The sequence below is a fragment of the Clostridium sp. 7_2_43FAA genome (assembly GCF_000158375.2).
GTDB lineage: Bacteria > Bacillota > Clostridia > Clostridiales > Clostridiaceae > Clostridium > Clostridium tertium.
Genome location: NZ_JH815222.1, coordinates 2,268,187 through 2,289,018, shown reverse-complemented (window position 1 = coordinate 2,289,018; position 20,832 = coordinate 2,268,187). Strand labels below are relative to the sequence as shown.

General features: G+C 27.5%; 13 protein-coding genes, 1 pseudogene and 1 other annotated feature. Of the genes and pseudogenes, 12 read left to right on the top strand and 2 right to left on the bottom strand.

Annotated elements, in window-relative coordinates:
• The first annotated feature begins 93 nt into the window (after positions 1 to 93).
• Positions 94 to 2,976, top strand: a complete 2,883-nt coding sequence (locus tag CSBG_RS12350; RefSeq protein ID WP_008679966.1) for an ABC transporter substrate binding protein — start codon at positions 94 to 96, stop codon at positions 2,974 to 2,976.
• A gap of 298 nt (positions 2,977 to 3,274) precedes the next feature.
• A complete protein-coding gene (locus CSBG_RS17780) occupies positions 3,275 to 7,861 on the top strand; it encodes a phosphodiester glycosidase family protein (RefSeq protein ID WP_008679963.1) in 4,587 nt (1,528 codons plus the stop codon).
• 108 nt (positions 7,862 to 7,969) lie between these two features.
• Here the strand turns inward: CSBG_RS17780 and CSBG_RS12340 are convergent, their stop codons facing one another.
• Positions 7,970 to 8,620: a hypothetical protein gene (locus CSBG_RS12340; protein WP_008679961.1), complete on the bottom strand. Its 651-nt coding sequence runs from the start codon at positions 8,618 to 8,620 to the stop codon at positions 7,970 to 7,972.
• A 454-nt stretch (positions 8,621 to 9,074) separates the two neighbouring features.
• Between CSBG_RS12340 and CSBG_RS12335 the strand changes: the two genes are divergently transcribed.
• From CSBG_RS12335 to CSBG_RS12290, 10 genes are all read left to right on the top strand, one after another.
• Positions 9,075 to 9,416 (top strand): zinc ribbon domain-containing protein YjdM, encoded by a 342-nt coding sequence (locus tag CSBG_RS12335; protein ID WP_008679957.1) that lies wholly within the window; start codon positions 9,075 to 9,077, stop codon positions 9,414 to 9,416.
• 56 nt (positions 9,417 to 9,472) lie between these two features.
• Positions 9,473 to 9,733: a binding site (T-box leader), on the top strand.
• Between the two features lie 112 nt (positions 9,734 to 9,845).
• Complete coding sequence (gene brnQ / locus CSBG_RS12330) at positions 9,846 to 11,192, top strand: branched-chain amino acid transport system II carrier protein (protein WP_008679955.1); 1,347 nt, start codon at positions 9,846 to 9,848, stop codon at positions 11,190 to 11,192.
• A gap of 171 nt (positions 11,193 to 11,363) precedes the next feature.
• On the top strand, positions 11,364 to 11,618 hold the full coding sequence (locus CSBG_RS12325) for a small acid-soluble spore protein Tlp (protein ID WP_008679954.1): 255 nt from the start codon (positions 11,364 to 11,366) through the stop codon (positions 11,616 to 11,618).
• 434 nt (positions 11,619 to 12,052) lie between these two features.
• Positions 12,053 to 12,505, top strand: a complete 453-nt coding sequence (locus tag CSBG_RS12320) for a GNAT family N-acetyltransferase (RefSeq protein WP_035285363.1) — start codon at positions 12,053 to 12,055, stop codon at positions 12,503 to 12,505.
• 418 nt (positions 12,506 to 12,923) lie between these two features.
• Positions 12,924 to 13,343 (top strand): PPC domain-containing DNA-binding protein, encoded by a 420-nt coding sequence (locus tag CSBG_RS12315; protein WP_008679953.1) that lies wholly within the window; start codon positions 12,924 to 12,926, stop codon positions 13,341 to 13,343.
• An 89-nt stretch (positions 13,344 to 13,432) separates the two neighbouring features.
• Positions 13,433 to 14,242, top strand: a complete 810-nt coding sequence (locus tag CSBG_RS12310; protein WP_008679952.1) for a MurR/RpiR family transcriptional regulator — start codon at positions 13,433 to 13,435, stop codon at positions 14,240 to 14,242.
• 160 nt (positions 14,243 to 14,402) lie between these two features.
• Positions 14,403 to 16,253 (top strand): beta-glucoside-specific PTS transporter subunit IIABC, encoded by a 1,851-nt coding sequence (locus CSBG_RS12305; RefSeq protein ID WP_008679951.1) that lies wholly within the window; start codon positions 14,403 to 14,405, stop codon positions 16,251 to 16,253.
• A gap of 4 nt (positions 16,254 to 16,257) precedes the next feature.
• On the top strand, positions 16,258 to 17,664 hold the full coding sequence (locus tag CSBG_RS12300; RefSeq protein ID WP_008679950.1) for a family 1 glycosylhydrolase: 1,407 nt from the start codon (positions 16,258 to 16,260) through the stop codon (positions 17,662 to 17,664).
• Between the two features lie 15 nt (positions 17,665 to 17,679).
• A complete protein-coding gene (locus tag CSBG_RS12295; protein ID WP_008679949.1) occupies positions 17,680 to 19,155 on the top strand; it encodes a glycoside hydrolase family 1 protein in 1,476 nt (491 codons plus the stop codon).
• Between the two features lie 182 nt (positions 19,156 to 19,337).
• Complete coding sequence (locus CSBG_RS12290) at positions 19,338 to 19,757, top strand: flavodoxin (protein WP_008679948.1); 420 nt, start codon at positions 19,338 to 19,340, stop codon at positions 19,755 to 19,757.
• A 248-nt stretch (positions 19,758 to 20,005) separates the two neighbouring features.
• Here the strand turns inward: CSBG_RS12290 and CSBG_RS12285 are convergent.
• A pseudogene (locus tag CSBG_RS12285) lies at positions 20,006 to 20,741 on the bottom strand (GntR family transcriptional regulator).
• Between the last annotated feature and the right edge of the window lie 91 nt (positions 20,742 to 20,832).

Genomic DNA, 20,832 nt, shown 5'->3' with positions numbered 1-20,832 from the left:
ATGTTAAATTATAGTGTAACTAAAAGGAATCGTAATAAAAAGAATACAAATAAATACAGAATGAATAATTTATTTTATGGTTAGGGGGATGCAATGGGTGGAAAATTGAAAAAAGTGATGTTTTCATTCATAATATTTTTATTTATTATCTTAAATTTTCAAGTCCCTATAAAGGCTGAATCAGGTAAAAAGATATTAATTTTGAATTCATATAGTGAAGAATTACAATGGACTAGAGATATTCAAGAAGGTATAGAAAAAACTATAGAAGTAAATGATAATTTATTAGTATATTATGAATATATGGACTTAAAAAATAATAGCGGTGAGGCATATATAGGTATATTAAATAAACTTTATACTGAGAAATATAAGAATACTAAATTTGATATAATTATATGTTCAGATAATGATGCATTAAATTTTATGATTAACTATGGAGAGGATATTTTTGGAGATATTCCAGTTGTGTTTTGTGGAATAAATAATTTTAATGATGAAATGCTTCAAGGAAAGTCAAATTATACAGGAGTAGTAGAAGCTATAGATGTAGAGTCAACAATAGATAGTATATTATTTTTTCAAGAAAATGTAAAAGATATCATTATTATATCAGATTCTATGCCTTCTGGAAAATTTAATGAAGAATTAGTTAGAAAATCAATATCTAAATATAGCTATGATATTAATTTTAATTTTTATAGAGATGTTGATGTTTCGAAAATTTTAGATAAAAGAAATACTTTAAATAAAGAAATAGCGATTTTAATAGTAGGACAACTAAAATCAGAAAATGGTAACTATGTTCCTTATGATGAAATTAACGTCTCTCTAAAAGAATTGAATATACCCATTTATGTATGTTGGGATTTTTTATTATCAAATAATATTGTTGGCGGAAAAGTAATAGATGGATATAGTCAAGGAAAAATTGCAGCAGAGATGGCCTTAAATATTTTAAATGGGGAAAATGTACAAAATGTACCTATTCAAAGAGAATCACCTGGTAAATTTGTATTTAATTATAATGAATTAAGAAAATATAATATATCTATAGAGAAGATTCCAAGTAACTATAATATTATAAATAAGCCTTTTTCATTTTATAATACATATAAAATTCAAATATATATAGTTTCTATAATAATTTTGTCATTAATAATTCTTATAGTAATATTAATTGTTAATATAAGGAAAAGAATTATAACTGAAAAAGAATTAAATAGAAATTATGATGAACTAAATGTTGTTTATGAAGAGCTTGCGGCTACAGAAGAGTCTTTAGAAATGCAATATAATGAAGTGCAAGCTAGTGAGGAAAGATATAAACTTGCTGTTGATGGAGCAAATGATATAATTTGGGAATATGATTTTAGAAATAAAGAACATTATTTATCAAATAAATTTGAAGGATTACTTGGATATACAATTTATAATTCAGAAAATTTAATAGATACATTTAAAAAAATAATATTAAAGGAAGATTTGGGAAAAGTATTATCATTGTTTGAGGAACATTTAAATAGAAAATCTTCTTATTTTTATGTTGAATGTAGAGTAGTTGACAGATTTAATAATATTAAATGGGTATTTATAAGAGGTAAAGCACTAATTGATAGTGAAAATAATCCTGTAAAGATTTCTGGATCAATTTCAGATATTACTGAGAGAAAAAAGGCAGAGGAAAAAATTGAAACTTTAGCTTTTTATGATCAGCTAACAGGTTTACCTAATAAGCATATGTTTTTAGATAAAATTGATGATGAATTATTAAGAGGTTTAAAAAATGAATATATTGGTGTAGCATTTTTAATCGATATTGATAATTTTAAAAATATAAATGATACGCTAGGGCATGATTATGGAGATGAATTTTTAAAATGCATAGCAAAAGAATTTATAAAACTTCTAGATAATGATGAATTTATATGTAAATTAGATGGAGATGAGTTTCTAATATTAATGCTTGATGTTAATGGAAAAGCAGAAGCAGAAGAGATGGCAAATAAAATTTTAGAATTATTTAAAAATCCATTTAAAGTTAAAGAAAAAAATATTTTTACAAGTGTAAGTATTGGTATAAGTATTATTCCAAATGATGCTAGAAATAAATCAGAGCTTCTTAAAAATTCAGATATAGCTATGTATAAAGCTAAAGAAAATGGGAAAAATAGGTATTTGTTTTATCGTGAGAGTATGGCTAAAGATATAGTTAGGAAATCTCAATTAATAGATGGACTTAGAAATGCTATTTGTAAATCAGAATTTGAATTGCTATATCAACCTCAAATAAACATGAATGACTCCAAAGTTATAGGTGCAGAAGCTTTATTGAGATGGAGAAGCAATTCTTTTGGAAATGTTTCGCCAATAGAATTTATACCACTTGCAGAACAAAGTGAATTAATAATATCAATTGGGAAATGGGTTTTGAAGAATGCTTGTATAAAGAATAAGGAGTGGATTGATAAAGGAATTACTCCAATGACTATAGCTGTTAATGTTTCAGTTATCCAACTGTATCAAAGTAATTTTTTAAATACAGTAAGAGATATATTAGATGAAAGTGGATTACCAGCAGAATATTTAGAAATTGAAATAACAGAAAGTATAGTTATGAATAACATAGAAGAAAATTTAAAGGTACTTAATGACATAAAAGACTTAGGGGTTAAAATAGCATTAGATGATTTTGGAACTGGATATTCATCTCTTAGTTATTTAAGATTACTTCCAATTGATAAGCTTAAATTAGATAAATCATTTATAGATAACATACACATAAGTGAAAATGATAGGGTAATAGTTGAATGTATAATAAAGCTTGCACATGAAATGAATATACTTGTTGTTGCAGAAGGTGTGGAAATAAAAGAACAGTTTGATATTTTATATAAAATGGGTTGTGATAGAATACAAGGATACTATTTTAGCAAACCTATTTCACCAGATAAATTTGAGTTGATTATGAAATGAAGAGTATTAAATAATGCTCTTCATTTTTTATATTAAAATAGAAAAATAACAATACTTTTAAAAGTAAGTAATTTATTTAATTTAATAATAAAATAAATTAAAAATATAATGTGTAAAATATTTACATTAAAGATTAGGTGTGATAGACTTTATGTAATGATATTTCATTTTAAATTTATAATGATGAAATGAAATCTATAAAGGTTTGTAATAACGTGAAATACTGCAATTAAACTCTGATATATTAATTTCAGGGGTTAAAATATATTTATAAAATATTTTAATAGGGGGATGTTTTATGAGTAAAAAAGTAAAAATGAGAATTGCTAGTTTATTAATTGCTATTTCTATTTTAATTAACTTTATTCCACCACTTAATGTAAAGGCTTTGGGAGACTTTGGTATTTCATCACCAATTATATCTAAAGCAATAAATAACTATAATTTTAATTTAGCACCAGGTGTTATTGAAAAAGGTTATACATTTGAAGATAATACAGGTAAAAGAATAGAAAGCTTCGTAATAGAAATAGATACTAAAAATAAAAATGTAAGTATAGAAGCTTCGACTCCTAATGATGAAAGTGCATATGGATTACAACCAGTAAGAAAGCAAGCAGAAGCACTTTTAGCAAAAGGAGAGAATGTAGTTGCTGGTGTAAATGCTGATTTTTATAATATGGCAACAGGAGAGCCAAATGGTGTTTTATTAAAAGATGGAGTAATAATTAAAAATCATCCAGAATCAAGGAAGTTTTTTGGAATATTAAAAGATGGTTCAGCAGTAATTGGAGATTATAATAAATTCAATGAAGTAAAAGATAATGTGGAGGAAGCTTTAGGCGGAAATGCTATATTAGTTAAAGATGGACAAGTTTTTGAAACTCCTCAAACTGGAGCTGATAAAGAACCTAGAACTGCAGTTGGTATAAAAAGTAATGGAAACGTATTCTTTATAACTGTAGATGGAAGGCAGGAGCCATATTCAGCAGGATTATCAATGGATGATTTGGCACAGTTAATGATTTCTATGGGTGCTATTCAGGCACTTAATTTAGATGGAGGTGGATCAACTACACATTTATCTAGAATACCTGGAACAGATAATTTAGAGGTTAAAAATAGACCATCAGATAACTCAGAAAGAAGTGTTGCTAATTCATGGATGATAATATCTAAGGAGCCTATAACCCATGAATTTAATTCAGCATATATTGAACCAAATGAAAGAAGCTTTACACCATATTCGGATATACGGTTTATCGCAAAAGGAATAGATGTATCTGGAGCTTCTGCTAGTTTACCGAAAGAAAGTTTAGAGTGGAGTATTTCTGATAATTCTTTTGGTGAAATAGACAGTAGCACTGGACTATTTTCGTCTACAGGTAAAGAAGGACAAGCGAAAGTATTATTAAGATATAAAGAAAATGTTGTAGGAGAGGCTAATTTTGAAATAGCAAAACCAGATGAGATTTATTTCTATAGTAAAGAGGTAAGCTTAGATAAAAATCAAAGTAAAGATTTAGGGTTAAATACTTTATTTAATAAAAGAAATGTTAAATGCAATGAAGAAGATATAATTTGGGAAGTACCAGAAGGCATGGGAACAGTAGATAAGGATGGAATTTTATACTCGTCTGATAAAAATTCTTCTGGAGAAATTAAAGCTACTTTAAAAGGAACAAATATATCTGCAAGTATAAATGTAACAGTAGGTCAATTACCAATAATAATAGAAGACTTTGAAAATGGATTAGAAAAATGGGGATTTTCTACAGCTAATAGAGGTGAAAGTGGTTCTTTAGAACTTACAAAATATCCGGAGGAACATACAAGATTTGATGTTCATTCTTTAAAGATAAATTATGATTTCACAAATGCACAAGTAGGGACTACTCTTGGTGTATATGCTGGTCCAGGAGAAAATATAGCAATTCAAGGAAGTCCAAAATCAATTGGTATGTGGATTTATGCTACCAAAGAGGCAAAGGGATACTGGCTTAGAATGAATTTAATAGCCGGAGATGGAAAAAGTAAAACCATTGATTTATCAAATCAAAATCCGGGAATTGATTGGGAGGGGTGGAAGTATATAGAGGCGGAAATACCTGATACTTTTATAGGACCGTTTTCTATACATCCAACTCAAGCAATAAGACTAATGTCATTAAAGTCAGGGCTTCCAGGAGAGGGTCCTATGACTAAAGGAAGCATTTATGTAGATAATATTAGAGCTGTATATGGAAATAAAGTAGACGATTTATATGCACCTGTAATTGAATCTATTAATATAGCTGATAATGATTATAATAGAAATGACGTGAATATTACGGCTAGGTTATATGATTATGAAGATGATCAATATAAAACAGGAATTAATTGGGACAGAGTAAGAATATTAGTCGATGGAATTGATTATACGGGAAAAGAAGGCCATTTTTCTTATGATAAAGATGGAACTGTTTCTTTATCAGGATATAAGTGGGCTGATGGAACTCATAGAGTAGAAGTAGTTGCTCAAGATAATTTTGGAAATGAAACTACTAAAACTGAGTATTTTAATATAGATACTAATTCATCAAAGATTACTATTGATTCTATTAATAATGAAGCAGTATTAGGAGGATATTTAGATTTAGCTTTAAAGTCTATTTCAGGGAATGAGATAAAAAATTTAAAGACAAAAATAAATATAGATAATGGATTTTTAGTAGAAAGTGTAGATTTTTCTAATTTATCTAAAAATGGTATATGGAACTACAATAGCGATTCAGGAGAGCTAGATATATATTGCGAAAATGAAAGTTTAACAAATGGAGAAAATATATTAGCTAATATAAAAGTTAAAATACCTAATACAGCTAAACTTGACTCAGATGTTAATTTTGAGATTATTAATTCATTGATGGAGTATACTCTTGAAAAAGAAGATAACTTTATAGCAACTTCATCTTCTAGAATAGGAAAAGTACCAGTAGTTAGTGCATATAACATATCTATAGAAGAAATATTAGTAGGGAAGCCAGGTGTAATTAAGGTTACTGATGTTCTTGGTAATGCGGTTAAAGATGTAAATGTAATTATGGAAAATGAAGATGGAAATAAATTTGATTTAGGCAAGACTAATTCAAAAGGTATACTTTCTAGCGATAAATTGACTAATAAAGTACAAAAGTTTTTTATATATGCTGAAAAGGAAGGATTATCCTCAATAAAAATTAAGATTCAATCTTATGCACCATTAAAAGATAAGATTCCTTCAAACATACTATTTGGAACTACGGAAGATGCTAAGACACAAAAATCAATATCTTGGATGTCTAATCCATTAACATCTAAAGATAAAGTAGTAGTTCAATATATAATGAAATCTAAATATAATTCAAAAGGATTATTACGAAATAAAATAAATACAAAGGAAGTGGAAGGAGAATATACAAATCTTACTTTTAGTGGTAATAGTGATATAAATTTGAATGGAGTAGTAAGATCAAACCAGATAAAGATAACAGGATTAGAGCCAGGAACAACTTATATGTGTAGGGTTGGTGATGGTGAGAATTGGTCCGAATTTATGGAGTTTACAACACTAGAGGATAAAGAAAATATGAAATTTATTATTTTGGGTGATACACAGTCTCCATCAGAACAGGGTTTATCAGAGTTAGATAAAATATTGAATATAATTGAAAATGAGCATAGTGATTCTGATGCTATAATACACCTTGGAGATTTTATAGATGATTCATCATTGTTTAATCAGTGGAATTTTATAACTTCACTTTTTGGAAAGTATAATAGAGCTAACTCAATTGACATGATAAATGTTTTAGGAAATCATGAATATATGGGAGATCCGAGTGCGGACAAAGCAAAAAAAATATTTAATACTCCTACTAATGGAATTAAAGAAAATATTGGAGGAGTTTATTCAGTAGATTATAACGATATTCATTTTAGTGTAATTAGCTTTACATCTGATAAAGAATTACTTAAAAAGGAATTAGAATGGTTAAAAGAAGATATAAACAATTCAGATAAGAAGTTAAAAATATTATTAACTCATCAACCTCCATATTATACTAATCCGGACGGAGGAAATGAATTAATAAAAGAAATGTTACCACCTGTAGCTGAAGAATTAGGGATAGATTTAGTATTTTCAGGACATGATCATGCTTATGGCAGAACAAAGAGATTAAAAAATGGAATAGAGGATAAGAGCGGAACAATATATATAGTTGGTGGAACTACTGGACCAAAACATTATCAAGCTGTTAATGATGGAAGTTTTGAAGTGTATAATGATGAAAATACAGCCATATATACTACTTTAGAGTTTAATAAGGGTGATATTAGAGTTATTTCTAAAAAGCCTGATGGAACTATAGTAGATGATTTTAACTTGGACAAAAAGGCTCCAGAAATAACCATAAATGGAGTAGAAGATAATGGAGTTTATATAGACTCTAAAATTAAAATTGAAGTATCTGTTGATGAAGAAGCAGAAATAATAACAACATTAAACGGAAGCCCTTATAATGGAGAGGAAATAGCAAAGGCAGGAAAATATGAGTTTGCTGTAGAAGCTACTGATAAATCAGGAAACAAATCTACTAAAACCATTAATTTCATTATTAAAGAATCAGATGAGAGTGGTGAAAATGGTTCAGAAAATGGTGGAAGTAATAATGAAAACAATAATGGCAATAATGAAAATAATAATGGATCTATAAATGAAAATAATTCACTAGGAGAAAACTCGAAAGGAGAGCTTGTTCAAACTGGAGATTTATATAGCTCTAAGTTAATAATTATTATTTCATTGGCACTAATATTAATTGGAGTCACACTAAATAAAAAGTATAAAAAGAATTTAATCTAAAAATTATACCTCTAATCTTTTAATATAAGGTTAGAGGTACTCTTTTAGGGAAAACAAATTTATTTAAATTACTTTGAAATAATTTTAAAATAATTATTATATCAGATATTATTTGAACTTTTCTGGAAATTGTTTAATTATACCATCAGTAAGAACATCAGCAAAGTTAATCATATGATCTTCTCCTCTATCATATGCATCAATATCTGCTTTACAATCTTTATTTAATCTAGCATTGACTGCTTCTAGAATTAAGTCTAAATGTTTATGTAGCATATTCTTTAAAATCTTGTTTGAATATTTAGGATTAGCAGAACTTAAGAAGTCGGCTATTTCGTCTACATTTTGATACCATAATTTATTATATTTTTCAAAATCATTCTTGTTCCCACTTTTAAATGCATCAAGAACTTGCCCAGCAAGTTTTATATGTTCTCTTAATAAAGAAGAGAGTTTATTTCCTGCTTCTTCACCATAATATGGCTTTATAGAGTTTCCAATATCATCTTGATTTTTAAGAAGTCTTTCTAAAACTGCTTCCTTATCTTCAAGAGAATCTATATCAGCTATAATATAATTTCTAGTCCATAGAACATGATCAATCCAAAGTTTTCTTTCATTCATTTTTAAATCACATTTTGATTTGTTTAGAGAATCTTCACTGAAACATGTGGTTTCTATGGCTTTAGCTTTTAAAGGAATGAAAAATAAATTTAATAGAAATAGTAGTAATAATGATTTTTTTAAAACTTTCATCATTTGTATATTCTCCTTTTGTTTATAGAATTCAATGTTAGTTTTTTCAAATATATACTGATATATACTCATAGTAATTTGGGGCTTATTGGAAAGGACATTTAAGCTAAATATAATTATTCAGTTATTTCAAAGCTAGGGTTTCATACAACTTGAACTGATATAGATAGTCATATTTTAGCATTTGTAAAGAGATAGGGTTTATATATAATAATTATGGTATGAATTTGATAATTCTTAATATTTATATAGTTATGTTATAAAGAAAAATAGTAATAAATATGTATATAAAAATTAATTTTATAAGAATAAATTAGTATAATAATTGTAAATATGGTGTTGGTATGATAGTATAAAAATATATAAGAATTTCCTTATATATTTTTTGGTAAAGAACAATATTTTAATTAATATATTGTATAACTTTAAATATTTAACTAATGGAGGAAATGAATTAATGCTAAGTTTACCAAATTGCCCAAAATGTAATTCAGAATATACTTATGAAGATGGAAGTCTTTTAATATGTCCAGAATGTGCACATGAATGGACTTTAGACTCAGCAAATAATGAGCATGAAGATGAAAAAGTTGTAAAAGATGCAAATGGAAATATTTTAAATGATGGAGACTCTGTTACTATAATAAAGGATTTAAAAGTAAAAGGAAGCTCATCAGCATTAAAACAAGGTACAAAAGTAAAAAATATACGTTTAGTTGATGGAGACCATAACATTGACTGTAAAATTGACGGATTTGGTGCTATGAAGTTAAAGTCAGAATTTGTTAAAAAGATTTAATAAAGTATTGACAGAAAATAAAATTAGATATATTATATTAACAAATATATGGAAATAAAAATTCTATGAAGAGAAAAAGTAAGTTATTATTTTGTTCAACAGAGAGTTGGCATATGCTGAAAGCCAATGTTCAAAAATTAGCTGAAAATCATCTCTGAGAAGCAGTGCTGAACGGTTAGTAGGTATTGCCGGAGTCTTTCACCGTTAAAAGATAGGCGTATTGTTAGATACGTAGCTAAGTGCTATAAAAGGTTTATTATATTTATAAACTAATTTTATAGAATTAGGGTGGTAACGCGGATATTTCCGTCCCTTGTTTTTCAAGGGACGGTTTTTTTATTTCCTAAAAAGAGGGGGATTTTTATGGATATCGAAGGTGAGATTATTAAATTAAAAGTATAGAGACAGTTAATTAGGGGGAACATTAATATGAAAAATTTATCAAAAAGAGATTTATTATTTATAGGACTTATGCTTTTTTCTTTATTTTTTGGGGCAGGAAATTTAATCTTTCCTCCATTTATGGCTCAGGCAGCTGGGGAAAAAACTTGGATAGCTATGAGTGCATTTTTTATAACAGCAGTGGGATTTCCGGTACTAGGAGTGATAGCAGTAGCAAAATCTGGAGGATTGACTAATTTAGCAAAGAGAGTAAATCCAGTATTTGCAAGCATATTTACTGTGTTAATATATTTATCAATTGGACCAGGACTTGGAATTCCAAGGGCAGGTAGTTTACCTTTTGAAATGGCAGTAGCGCCATATTTACCAGAAAGTATGTCAATTAAGATATCTTTATTTATATATACATTTTTATTTTTTACAGTTGCATATTGGCTTTCACTATCACCAAATAAATTAGTAGATCGTATGGGGAAGGTATTAACTCCAACTTTATTACTTTTAATTATAGTTATAGTAGTGGGATCATTTATAAAGCCATTGGGTGAATATGGAGCTGCAACAAATGGTTATGAAATATCACCATTTTTTAAAGGATTTTTAGATGGTTATTTAACTATGGATACAATAGCAGCTTTAAATTTTGGAATAGTGATTGCTTTAGCAATAAAATCTAAAGGTATTAATGATGAAAAAACTATAGTTTCTTTATCTATAAGAGCAGGATTAATTGCAGGTGGTTTATTATCAGTTATTTATGCTTTACTTGCACATTTAGGTGCAGCAAGTGGGGGGAAATTTGGATTAACTGAAAATGGAGCTCAAACATTAACAAATGTAACTAATTATATATTTGGAAAACCAGGTGCAGTATTATTAGCTTTAATATTTACTTTAGCTTGTTTAACAACAAGTGTTGGACTTATTACTTCATGTAGCCAATATTTTTCTACTCTAACTAAGAAAATATCATATAAAAATTGGGTTAGAATATTAACTGTATCGAGTATGCTACTTGCTAATATGGGATTAACAAAAATTCTTAGTATATCAGTACCTGTATTAAATGCAATTTATCCAATAGCTATAATGCTTATAGTACTTTCAATGTTAGATTTTATATTTAAAGAAGATCATTTAATTTATAGTTTAACAATTTTATTTACAGGTATTGTTAGTATAATTGATGCATTGGGACAAGTTGGAATTAAAATAGGGTTTATTACAAAATCTATTACTTTTTTACCTCTTTATAATGAAGGATTGGCATGGATAATTCCAGCTATAACAGGAATTATTATAGGGCTATGTATTAAATTTGCTAAAGAATTTTTAAAAGAAAATAAGATTTTTTCAGAAAAAATAAGTGATTAGTATAATGTATAAAAAGTGATATGATATTTAATTTGAAAAATAAAATATAAAAAATAGAAAAGGAGCTTTATAAGTTCCTTTTTTGGAATAACAACCTCATATTTAATAAAGTATAAACTAATATATATTGAACATCATATTAATGTAGTTTAATTTATAGGAGGTATTACAATGAAAAATAAGCCTGATGATAGAAGTAATAATGTAGAAAGAATACAAGAAAATATCGATAATGTTTTAAAAAATATTGATTTAGCTAATGAAATGATTGACAAAACAGATGATACTAAAACAGTTGAGACTTTAGAAGAAAGAAATGAAAATAGAGAAAGAGCTCTAAAAGGACTTCGTAAGGAAATTAGAGATGAAAAAATAGCAAATGAAATTAAATCAGAATTGTTATCAAATGAAAATTCTTATAAATAAACAGCTTATATTTATAAGAATTTAAATCATCATAACTATAAATAATTAAAAAGCCATACAAAAATTAAATGTAAATTTTATTTAATGTTAATACTTAAGATAAAATTTATATTTCATTTTTTAGTATGGCTTTTGTTGTATTTTTATATGTTTTATTGATTTAGAGTAAAAGTACTTTAAGCATATTAGTACAACTAATGCAGTACAAATATCAATGATAAATAAGCTGTGTTTATATATAATAAGACTATACAGTAATTTAAAATCTGTGTGGGAGGAATAAAAATATGGAAAAGAATAAAATTATAATTAGAAAAGGAACCAATCAAGATATTGATGCAATAGCTAATCTGATTTATTGTACAGAAGTTCATCCTGATTATGTTTGAGGGGGAGAATCTAAGCAGGAGAGTTTAGATAATTTAAAAACATTAATAAAAACAAAAGGATCCAGATATAGTACTGAATATATAACAGTAGCAGTAGCAGATAGCAAAGTATTAGGTGCAATGATATTAATACCCTATGATGAACTAGATAGATTAAGTATAAAAACTGACTTTAAGCAAATTAAAAAAATGGATGGCTTTAGTGAAAAGTTTTATTACTTAATTACAAGAGTTAAATATATGTTATTTAGAGAATGTAGAAGAGGAAATTTATATATAGCTAATATTGCTACTGACGAAAAAGCAAGAGGCCTTGGAATAGGTAAAAAACTAATGAAATATGCAGAGCAAGTTGCTAAAAAAGAAAAGTATGAAGGTATATCATTACTTGCAAAAGATGAAAAAGTAAGTAAATTCTACGAAAAATTAGATTACGATAAAGTATTTGATAAAGTACTTTTAGGTGAGAGAATAATAAAAATGGCGAAATGCTTTTAATATATAGATAAAGTTCCTTAGAGTTTCTCTAGGGAACTTTTTTGCTGTTAAGAAATATATAAAAATAATAGATTATTTAATAGGTTTCTTAACAGTAAAATAAAGAGAGGTAAATATATAATATTAATTATAGTAATCACTACTAGTGGGATTTATAGGTGGATTGTATACCCTTTAAATTTATTTTAGTATATAGTGATGTAGATAATTTTTTAAAACTAGCAGAGGATGATTTAATAAATCGTGTATATATAGATAATGTTAAATTTTCAGTATTACAACGATAAAATACTATTATTTTAAGAATCAAGAATATAACAATTGATATTCCTGATTCTTATTTCTATGGTAAAATCAAAATAAGAGTAAAGTTAGTGCAGATTTAGAAAAAGCATATTTAAGAAATGGAGAATGAAAAATGAATTATAGAGTATTTGGTGATAAAATTGTTTTAAGATTAGAAAAAGGTGAGGAAATTATTGAATCTATTAAAAAAGTTTGTGAAGAGCAAAAAATAATAGCAGGTTCAATATCAGGGTTAGGAGCTACTAATCATGTAGTTGTAGGTTTATTTAAGCCAAATGAAAAGAAGTATTATTCAACTATTCATGAAGATGATTTCGAAATCACAAATATTACAGGAAATATATCAGAAATGAATGATGAGGTATATTTACATATACATGGAACATTTGCTAATTTAGAAGGAAGATGTATAGGTGGACATTTAAATAAAGCAATAATTAGTGCAACGGCAGAAATCATAATAGATAGAATCAATGGATCTATAGGAAGAAAATTTGATGAAAATATAGGATTAAATCTTATAGAATTTTAACTATAATAGATTATTTAAAATATTAGACTAGACAAATTAAAAATCAAATGATAAATGAATTAGTAACTAAACTAAAGGGAGAATTCTTGATGGGGACATTATTAAATAGATTATTAATTATTTTAAATGATGGGAAAGAAAGTTCCACTTATTATCATATAGCTAATATATTACTTTGTAATTATGATTCTATACAAAATATGACTATATCAGAAGTAGCAGATTTATGTTTTGTATCAAAATCTACAATTTCAAAATTTACAAGACATATAGGATTTGATGATTTCCTTGAACTGAAGGCAGCAGCGTCCTATAGAAGTAACAAGTCTTCTAACTATTTAAACTATAATGATAATATAATTGGATTTATGGAAAATCATACAAAGGAAGAATATGTAGATACAATTATTAATGATTTGGAACTTATTAAATCAAATATAGATATGAATAAAATCGAAGAACTAGCAAAAGATTTAATTAAATATGATAAAGTAGCAGCTTTTGGACTTTTATATTCAGAATCAGCAGCTATGGATTTTCAAACAAAGCTTGCATATAATGGTAAATATATTATTTCTCATATGCATGATATTAAACAAGATGAATTTATTAAAAATGCTAAAGAAGATACATTAATTATTATATTCACTAATTCTGGTAATTATATAAAGAAGTATCAAATGATGCAAGGAAATATAAATAAAAATGTATTTAAGCAGACAAAAGCTAAAATAGTAGTGATAACTGCAAATAGGAATATGGAGAATCATCCTTATGTAGATTTGTGTATAGACTTTCAGCATAGTTCTGAAGTTCAAACACATGCTATATTGTATCAAGTTATTACAGATTTTATAACCTTTAAATACAAAAAGTTAAAGGAAAGAATTAATATATAAACTTTAGCATGGGTAATTTATTAATTATACCATGCTTTTTTTTATTTTTCTAAAGTTTCCAAAAATCGAAATTTTATAATGTAAAACTTTTCAATGCTATAATTTCAATATAAGGTGTAACCGGTGTCATCAAAGAACAAACTATATAGGAGGGATTATAATGGCAAAGAAAAACTATGATTCACTAGCAAAAGAAGTAGTTAAAAAAGTTGGTGGAGTAGAAAATATAAATAGTTTATTCCATTGTGTAACAAGATTAAGATTTAAGTTAAAAGATTCATCAAAGGCTGATAGAGAAGCAATTAAGGATATACAAGGTGTTTTATCTGTAGTAGAAGGAAATGGACAATTTCAAGTAGTTATAGGAAATCATGTTACAGATGTTTTTGATACAGTTTTAAAATTATTCCCAGAAATTAAGAGTGAAGCAATGAATACTAACGATGTAGAAGAAAAGCCTTCAGGCAATATATTAACTCGTATGTTTAATACGATGTCTTCTATATTTAATCCAATCATAATAGCACTTGCAGGTGCAGGTATGATAAAAGCATTACTTGTTATTTTAACAACTTATGGGTTCATGGACAATACAGGAAGTACGTATAAAATTTTAAGTGCTGCTGGAAATAGTGTGTTCTATTTCTTACCTCTATTCTTAGCATTTAGTACTGCAAAAACTTTTAAAGTAAATCAATTTATTGCTGCTGCAATTGTAGGAGCATTAATGGAACCTAACTTTGCTGGACTTATGAAGGCTACAGGAGATGTAGTTGATTTCTTTGGAATTCCTGTTGTTCTTATGGGATATTCAGGTACGGTTATTCCAGCAATACTAACTATTTGGGTATATTCATACGTTGAAAAATTCTTAAAGAAATTTATTCCTAAGAGTATAGAAATATTTACTTTATCAGCAGTTGCTTTATTAGTTATGGTACCGTTAGCAGTTATGGTTATAGGACCAATTGGAGTTACTTTAGGTAATGGAATGGGAGATTTAATTAATTTCTTAAGTGATAAGAGTGGATTAATAGCAGGTTTAGTAGTTGGAGCAGGTTGGACATTCCTTGTAATGATGGGTATTCACTGGGGAGTTGTACCTATAATGATAAATAATATTGCAAATCAAGGTTATGATGTAATAAGACCAATGATTGCAGCTGCTACTTTTGCAAGCGCTGGTGTAGCTTTAGGTGTATTATTTCGTTCTAAGAAAAAAGAAACAAAAGCTTTTGCAGTATCAACTATGATTCCAGCTTTATTAGGTGGTATAACAGAGCCAATAGTATATGGTTTATCAGTAAAATATAAGAAACCTTTAATTGCCCAAACAATAGCAGGTGGTATAGCAGGAGCATTTATGGGAATGTTCCAAACTAAAGCTATAGTATATGTATTCCCAGCATTAACAACCTTACCAGCATTCTTTGGAGATACATTTGTAATTTATTTAATTGGTATAGCAATGGCATTTGGATTATCAGCAATTTTAACATATATTTTAGGATTTGAGGAACGCGGAGCAAAGTCTAAAAAGAGTACATTAAAACCATCAGAAATAGCAGCTTGTGTTAAGGGGGAAATGATTCCATTAGAAGATGTAAAAGATCCTGTTTTTGCAAATAAAACAATGGGAGATGGAATAGCCTTTATACCAGAAAAAGGAGAAGTAACATCACCAGTTGATGGAATAATAGAAGTGGCATTTCCAACAGGACATGCGATAGGATTAAAAAGTGATAATAATGATGAAATTTTAATCCATGTTGGTATTAATACAGTAGAGTTAAATGGAGAGTGTTTTAAGCTTTTAGTTAAGCAAGGAGAAAGAGTAACAAGAGGACAAAAATTAATAGAATTTGATTTAAATAAGATTAAAGAAAAAGGTTATGATACTACAACTATGCTTTTAATTACAGAATCAAATAATAAAACATTAAAAAAAGAAAATTATCGTAATGTAGAAAATGAAGATAAAGTTTTAGAACTAGTAGGTGAGGGGGCATAATAAAATGACATTTCCTAAAAACTTTTTATGGGGAGGAGCAATTGCAGCTAATCAAGCTGAAGGTGCTTATAATGAAGATGGCAAAGGCTTAAGCGTTGCAGACATACTAGCAGTTGGAGCAGATAGATTTAAAAATGTAGAATTAGAAATTAATGAAAAGAAATATTATCCTAGTCATGAAGCTATAGACTTTTACCACACCTATAAGGAGGATATTAGGGAATTATCTGAGCTAGGTATGAAGTGCTTTAGGACTTCTATAGCTTGGAGTCGTATATTCCCTAATGGAGATGATAAAGAGCCTAATGAAAAAGGATTAGAATTTTATGATAATTTATTTGATGAATTATTAAAGAATGGAATGGAGCCAGTTATAACAATTTCACATTTTGAAACACCTCTTAATTTAATAACTAAATATGGTGGATGGAAAAATAGAAAGCTTATAGATTTTTATGTTAATTATTGTACTGTGATATTTAATAGATATAATAATAAAGTTAAATATTGGATGACTTTTAATGAAATTAATCATGCTCATACATTACCACTTATAGCTGCAGCAATAGTAGTTAAAGAAGATGAAAATAAGCTTCAAGACATATATCAAGCAAGCCATAATATGCTTGTAGCAAGTGCGAAGGCTGTAATTATGGGACATGAAATTAATAAAGACTTCAAAATGGGATGTATGTTATCTCTATCTCCTATATATCCAGCTTCTTGTAAGCCAGAAGACGTGTTTGAATCCTATGAACTAAGAAGAAGATCTTTATTTTATAGTGATATACAAATGCTTGGAGAATATCCTTCATATTTTAAGCGTATTGCTAAAGAAAATAATATAACTATAGAAATGGAAGACGAAGATATAGAAATTCTTAAAAAGGGTGTTTGTGATTACTTAGGATTTAGCTATTATAGATCATCTTTACATGAAGCAGGAATGAAGATACTAGGTAATACAGGTGGATTATTAGGAAAGAAGAATCCTTATTTAAGTGAAACAAAGTGGGGATGGCCAATAGATCCATTAGGATTAAGATATGTATGTAATGAGTTAACAGACAGATATCATAAGCCTTTATTTATAGTTGAAAATGGCTTAGGTGCTATAGATGAAGTAACAGAAGATGGCAAGATACATGATGAAGAAAGAATGGAATATTTAAAGAAGCATGTAATAATGATGAATGAAGCAATAGAAGATGGAGCTGATATAATAGGATATACTTGGTGGGGCCCAATAGATATTGTTTCAGCAGGTACTGGAGAAATGAAAAAGAGATATGGTTTTGTTTATGTAGATAAAGATAATAACGGAAATGGAACTTTAAAACGTATAAAGAAGGATAGTTATAATTATTATAAGCAAATTATAGCTACAAATGGAGAAAATTTAGAAAGATAATGGAGGCAGTATTATATGAAAAAAATATTATCTTTTCCTGAAGGATTTTTATGGGGAGGAGCTATAGCAGCAAATCAAGCAGAAGGAGCATGGAATGTTGATGGTAAGGGTATGTCTGTAGCAGATGTAGCTATGTACAAGCCTGATATCGATATAAAAGATTATGTAAAACAATGGCATGTTGGGCTAGAAGATATAAAAAATGCAATGGAAGCTACAGAGGATACTTACTATCCAAAACGTAGGGGAATAGATTTTTATCATCATTATAAAGAAGATATAGCTTTATTTAAAGAAATGGGATTTAAAACTTTACGTGTATCTATAGCATGGACTCGTATTTTCCCAAATGGAAATGAAGAAAAGCCAAATGAAAAGGGGCTAGCGTTTTACGAGGACCTTTTTAAAGAGCTAAGAAAAAATGACATAGAACCTTTAGTAACTTTATCACATTATGAAATGCCAATTTATTTAGTTAATAACTATGATGGATGGGTATCTAGAGAAGTTGTAGATATGTTTGTAAAATATGCAAAAGTATGTTTTGAAAGATATAAAGATTTAGTAAAATATTGGCTTACATTTAATGAAATAGATAGTGTTTTCCGTCACCCATTTACTACAGTTGGAGTGGTTGAAGACAAGTATGATAGTAAAAAAGAAGCAGAAGAAGCAATTTATCAAGCACTGCACAATCAATTTGTAGCAAGTGCATTAGCAACTAAGTATTGTCATGAAATAATACCAGGTTCGCAAGTAGGATGTATGGTTACTAAAACTTTAACATATCCTGAAACTTGTAATCCTGATGATATAATTTTAGCTCAAAGAGATAATAGAAATAACTTTGTTTATACTGATGTACAAGTATTAGGTAAATATCCTAGACATCTTTTAAATTACTTCAAAAAGAATAATATTAATGTGAAAATGCTTGAGGGGGATGAAGCTATACTACAACAATATAAAGTAGATTTTATTTCCTTTAGCTATTATATGTCCATGGTTCAAAGTATAAATGCAGCACAAAGAGAAAAAGTTGGAGGAAATTTAGTTACTGGAGTTAAAAATCCATACCTACCAACAAGTGAATGGGGATGGCAAGTAGATCCAAAGGGATTAAGAGTTTCTTTAATAGATTTATATGATAGATATCAAAAACCACTATGGATAGTTGAAAATGGAATTGGTGCTTATGATACAGTTGAAGAAGATGGCTCAATTAATGATGATTATAGAATAGAATACTTTAAAAAACATTTTGAGCAAATTGCTATAGCTATAGATGAAGGTGTAGAATGCATGGGATATACATCTTGGGCTTGTATAGATATTGTAAGTGCATCAACTTCACAAATGACAAAAAGATATGGATTTATTTATGTTGATGCAGATGATTTAGGAAATGGAACATATAAAAGAAGCAAAAAGAAAAGCTTTGAATGGTACAAAAATATTATAAAGAATAATAATATAGAAATAGAAGAGTAATTTTTAATATAGAAAAAACATCGTAGTTTAATTTAATTGCGATGTTTTTTCTATATTAAAGATATTAGAGTATATAAATTTATGAATTATTGGAAAAATATATTGACTTTATTTTAACATGAGTGTATTATAAAAACATAATAGTAATGATAATCATTCTCAAATATGGAGGGAGGATATATATGAAAATTATTTATTGGAGTGGTACAGGAAATACAGAAGCAATGGCAAATTTAATTTTAGAAGGAGTTAAAGAAGCTGGAGCAGTAGGAGAATTAATAAATATTTCAACTACTGATGTTGATTCAATAGCTAATGAAGAAGTAGTTGTTTTAGGTTGTCCTTGCATGGGAGACGAAGAATTAGAAGATGGAGAATTTTTACCTTTCTTAGAGTCAATAGAAGGAGATTTAAATGGTAAAAAGGTAGCTTTATTTGGCTCATATGGATGGGGATCTGGCGAATGGATGGAAAATTTCGAAGAGAAGATAAAAGATTTAGGAGCTAGTTTACCATTAGAGTCGTTAATAGTCAATTATACTCCAGAAGGTGAAGATGAAGAGAGATGCAGAGAGTATGGAAGGCAAATAGCTGCATTATAAGATAAGCTATAATTAAAAATAATTGTATATATTTAAAACTAATATATAAACATTTTTCTCATCAATTAAATTAATTTCAATAACCCCAAAATAAAGAATCCAAGTATAACTAGGATTCTTTATTTTTATAAATGGCAATAAATATATAGATTTTATTATATTATTCTATATTAATAATTTTTATCTTTTAAATTAGTTATTAACTAGTATTATATTTTTATAAAGCCTTAAAATTGTTGATATAATTTTTACTTTGAAGTATGAATTTTAATGGATGTATTTAATATTGGTAAATAGTGTTTATTAAAGGCTATAGGATATTCAGTATTTTTATATATAGATTCTTCAATTAAGTAATATTGCTTTTCAGAGGAAATTAAATGCCTTTTAGTTGCAAACTTTCCTGATGATGAAAACTTAACATCTAGAGAGCTGTGACTACATTTATTGTAAATATCATTTTCAATAAATTTAAGAAGACTATTAGTATCATTTAAATTTATATCAAAAGAGGATATAGTTTCTATGGGGATAATTGTATATGTATATGCAACTGCATTTCCATTACTCATATACCATCTATCAATATTCACTGCAGCAACAGTCTTTTTACCTAAGACTTCTACAAAGTAATCAGATGGAGGTTCTATATGAAAATCCATTTCTACATGATCAATTTTATCTTCTAATGATTTATATATAATATGGCCTAGTTTTTCAAGCCCAATCTTTTTTATTTTTTTGATTTCTTATTATAAAGTTGCCTTTTCCTCGAATGTTTTTTATTAAGCCATCATCTTGTAATAATGATAAGGCTTGACGCAAAGTTGTTCTACTTACTCCTAGTTCCTTAGCTAAATCTGGTTCAGAAGGGAGTCTATAATTATCTGGAAGATCTTCTTCCTTTATCATTTTAAATAATGTATTGTACACTTCAACATATCTTAACTTTTTAGACTTTTTCATAATATCAGTATTAATCATAATAAAACCTCTCTTTATAAAAATAAACAAGTTAAATACAAGTTTATCTTTATCTATTATAATATAATTATAGAATAAATTATCAAATTTT

Excerpts from the sequence above, each read along its gene's own strand:
- CSBG_RS12335 (WP_008679957.1), top strand. The coding sequence starts at position 9,075 with ATGCTAAGTTTACCAAATTGCCCAAAATGTAATTCAGAATATACTTAT.
- CSBG_RS12350 (WP_008679966.1), top strand. The coding sequence starts at position 94 with ATGGGTGGAAAATTGAAAAAAGTGATGTTTTCATTCATAATATTTTTA.
- brnQ (WP_008679955.1), top strand. The coding sequence starts at position 9,846 with ATGAAAAATTTATCAAAAAGAGATTTATTATTTATAGGACTTATGCTT.
- CSBG_RS12340 (WP_008679961.1), bottom strand. The coding sequence starts at position 8,620 with ATGATGAAAGTTTTAAAAAAATCATTATTACTACTATTTCTATTAAAT.
- CSBG_RS12290 (WP_008679948.1), top strand. The coding sequence starts at position 19,338 with ATGAAAATTATTTATTGGAGTGGTACAGGAAATACAGAAGCAATGGCA.
- CSBG_RS12315 (WP_008679953.1), top strand. The coding sequence starts at position 12,924 with ATGAATTATAGAGTATTTGGTGATAAAATTGTTTTAAGATTAGAAAAA.
- CSBG_RS12305 (WP_008679951.1), top strand. The coding sequence starts at position 14,403 with ATGGCAAAGAAAAACTATGATTCACTAGCAAAAGAAGTAGTTAAAAAA.
- CSBG_RS12295 (WP_008679949.1), top strand. The coding sequence starts at position 17,680 with ATGAAAAAAATATTATCTTTTCCTGAAGGATTTTTATGGGGAGGAGCT.
- CSBG_RS12300 (WP_008679950.1), top strand. The coding sequence starts at position 16,258 with ATGACATTTCCTAAAAACTTTTTATGGGGAGGAGCAATTGCAGCTAAT.
- CSBG_RS12325 (WP_008679954.1), top strand. The coding sequence starts at position 11,364 with ATGAAAAATAAGCCTGATGATAGAAGTAATAATGTAGAAAGAATACAA.
- CSBG_RS12310 (WP_008679952.1), top strand. The coding sequence starts at position 13,433 with ATGGGGACATTATTAAATAGATTATTAATTATTTTAAATGATGGGAAA.
- CSBG_RS17780 (WP_008679963.1), top strand. The coding sequence starts at position 3,275 with ATGAGTAAAAAAGTAAAAATGAGAATTGCTAGTTTATTAATTGCTATT.